Here is a 3,433-nt window from a genome sequence, read left to right as displayed (position 1 = left end):
ACGCCGGTGACGTCGCCGAATACTCGTACGACGGCGGCAAAACCTGGCATACGCTCACCCTGAACGGGCTGGACTGGTCCTTCACCGACCCCGACAGCCACAACGCCGACTGGCAGTATCTGATACGCTTCATCGATATCGCCGGCAACGTCGCCGCTCCGGCGGTGCAGGACGTGGTCCTGCTGCCAGGCGATATCACCTTCACCTTCGACCTGATGGAGAAGGACACCGGCAGCAGCGACACGGATTTCATCACCAAAGACGGTTCCGCCGGGCGCCAGGTGGAAGGTACGATGAGCCGCACCCTCGCCGCCTCCGAAACCCTGCAGTTCTGGGACGGTTCAAAATGGGTAAATGCCATCGTCAGCGGCCTGACCTGGCAGGCGCCGGACAACACCGCGCATGCCGCCGACTGGGAATATAAGCTGCGCGTGGTGGATGCCGCCGGCAACACCACGCCGGAGCAGAGCCAGCAGGTGGTGCTCGACGTTACGCCGTCCGACGTGCAGATTATCTTTGAACGCATGAGTAAAGACGACGGCATTGCGGACGACTGGCAAACCACCGATGGCTCTTCTGGACGCCTCGTTAGCGGAAAGCTTGACCGCGCGCTCACCCCCGGCGACCTCATTGAGTACTCGCTGGATGGCGGCACAACCTGGCATAAGCTCACCCTGAACGGCCTCAACTGGTCCTTCACCGACGGCGATGCACATGCCGTAGACTGGCAGTATCAGGTGCGCATCACCGATATCGCCGGCAACGTCGCGGCTCCGGTCACTCAGGATGTGTTACTGCTACCCGGCGCTATCAGCCTCACCTTTACCCGCATGGAAAAAGATACTGGAACCAGCGACAACGACTTCATCACCCGCGACGGCTCCGCCGGTCGTCAGGTGGAAGGCACGCTCAGCCGCCTGCTTAATCCGGGCGAAAAGCTGGAGTTCTGGGACGGTACTCAATGGGTAGTGGCCACCGTGAACGGTCTGACATGGCAGGCACAGGACAATATTGAGCACCACAGTCGTTGGGATTATTGGGTGCGCGTCGTTGACGCTGCGGGCACAACGGTTCATGACCAACTGCAGAATGTATTGCTTGATACCACCGCGTCCGATGTGCAAATCCATTTTGAGCGCATGGAGAAAGATGACGGTATCGCTAACGACTGGCGTACCAGCGATGGCAGCGCAGGCCGAACCGTTTACGGAACTCTTAGCAAAGCGCTCAGTGCTGGTGACCTTATTGAATACTCCCTCGATGGCGGCATGACCTGGAAGACACTGACCGTTAACGGTGTTAACTGGTCATTTGTTGACGATATTGAACATTCTGCCGATTGGGAATATCAAGTCCGTATCACGGACGTGGCGGGGAACATCTCATCGCCCCATAAGCAGCAGGCAACGCTTGAGTCCGTGCTGGCTGAAGTCACTATTGATGCCGTATCTAAGGACAGTGGTTTTGCGGCTCGTGACGCGGACTTCCTGACACGAGATGGCGCGGCTGGGCGACTGGTTCATGGTTCTATCAGTGAAGCGCTTAAACCTGGCGAAAAAGTGCAGGTGTCATTCGATGATGGTGTAACCTGGCATGACGCCCAACATGACGGCAAAAAATGGTTTGCGGTCGATAACGGCATTCACAACGCTGACTGGGTGATTAAAGCGCGAGTTGCCAATGCGAATAGTTTCGGTAAAGAACAGCAACAAACATTGCACTATCATAGGGTTAATGTTGATGCGCCTGAGATTACATGGGACGGAAAACAGCTTGCAGCAACACTGCCAGCCACGGCGGTAACGGGTGAAAATCTGCAATTTATGATTGATGGCAAATCAGTAGTGGTTAATTTATCTGCCGCAGATATTGCATCAGGAAAGGCCATTGTTGCTCTGGACTCATCTCAAGTGGGTAATCCAAAGGATATACGCGCTAGCTATATTGATATGGTAGGAAACAATTCAAACTGGAGAGTATTAAAGCCGGAATTAAAGAGTGAATATCTTGAAAGTTTCAATAAAAAAAGTGCCACTGCAATAAAAACAGGTGATGAATTTATTTTTGATGCATTTACCCTCAAAGCTCTTTCTGTTTCTAATGGCGAGTTCAAAAATCGGTTTGGTAACACGAACCAAGGTGGAATAGGTAAGCCACCGACCAGCATGGCACTTGAAATCGCTAATGGTGGCGGCGACACCTCATATAAAATCGATTTAAAGAATAATAAACCTGCAAACAGAATATCCTTCCTGGTGGGTGATCTAAATCTCCATGAAACTATCACGGCTACGTTTTACGATGCCGCAGGAAAGGTAGTAAGAACATTAACTCAGGCAGGTACGCAATCGGCTGACATCACAACCATTGCGTTTGAATTGCCCTATGGAGAAGTATTTTCATCATTGAAGTTTACGTTAAACTATTCACAATGGTCTTATGTATGGCTTGATGATGTTAAATTAAGTTATGTTGATTATATCCCGCAGAGCTATACGGAGGCACCTTTACATCTTCAAATAATCAATCAGAACACCCTTTATATGGGCAGCGACAGCGATGATGTATTCCAGCTTAGTGATGCCAGCTATCTTAATAGCAATGACTTTTTCCTGCGTGGTCAGGGCGGCATTGATACGCTGCAACTTACCGGTAAAAACATCAATCTGGATCTGACCGCATTAGCTGGAAAAATTCAGTCAACTGAGATCATTAATCTGACCGGAACCGGCAATAATACCCTATCCCTTTCTCTGGGCGATGTACTGCAGCAGGGCAGCAAAGATCTGTTCAACATGTCGGGCAACGTGCAGATGGTGGTGAAAGGCAACGCCGGGGATAAGGTTAACCTCTCCGATCTGCTACCGGATAATGGCGACGTTGGCGACTGGAGCAGCAGCGGCAATGTTACTGTCGGCGGCGTGGTGTACGCCGTCTGGCAGCACAGCGCGATCGACGCTGAACTGCTGGTACAAAGTGGTGTAACGACAACCCTTATCAATCACTGATCATCGCTAAATGTAGCGAAGCTCTGTTTCGCTACATTATTATCATTTCTCATATCTTAAGCTTGCACCTTAAAAATATACCCACCGGTAATCAGACAGGTCTGTACGGCACATCTCCTCTCACTACTTAGGATAACGCTCATTACCTCTACCTAATGGTCAAGAAAAATGGATTTCAGAAAAAACCGCTCCAACGCCTACGGCACGGAACAGGATGAACTGCCTTATCAGCCCATAGCCAGCCGCACAGCACCCCTTTCCGCCGCACCGGCTACGGCGGTCCCGGAAGAGCGCTTCGACGCCGAACGCAGTCAGAAGATCAGCAGCGGTTCCCTGCTCGAGACCCAGGCCGGCCTGATTATCCAGAACCACAACAGCCGCCTCGAAATCGCCGAGTTCAACTGGTTTGGCTACAACTCTAAGAC

General features: G+C 51.6%; 2 protein-coding genes. Both read left to right on the top strand.

Going from position 1 to position 3,433, the window contains the following annotated elements:
* On the top strand, nucleotides 1-3,008 hold a 3,008-nt coding region (locus tag BM323_RS24165; RefSeq protein ID WP_139221452.1), incomplete at its 5' end, for an Ig-like domain repeat protein.
* 168 nt (nucleotides 3,009-3,176) lie between these two features.
* A partial coding sequence (locus BM323_RS24160) for a hypothetical protein (RefSeq protein WP_139221451.1) occupies nucleotides 3,177-3,433 on the top strand: 257 nt, incomplete at its 3' end.

This window comes from Pantoea sp. YR525, assembly GCF_900116775.1.
Classification (GTDB): domain Bacteria; phylum Pseudomonadota; class Gammaproteobacteria; order Enterobacterales; family Enterobacteriaceae; genus Pantoea; species Pantoea symbiotica.
This window is presented reverse-complemented; position numbering and strand designations above follow the sequence as displayed.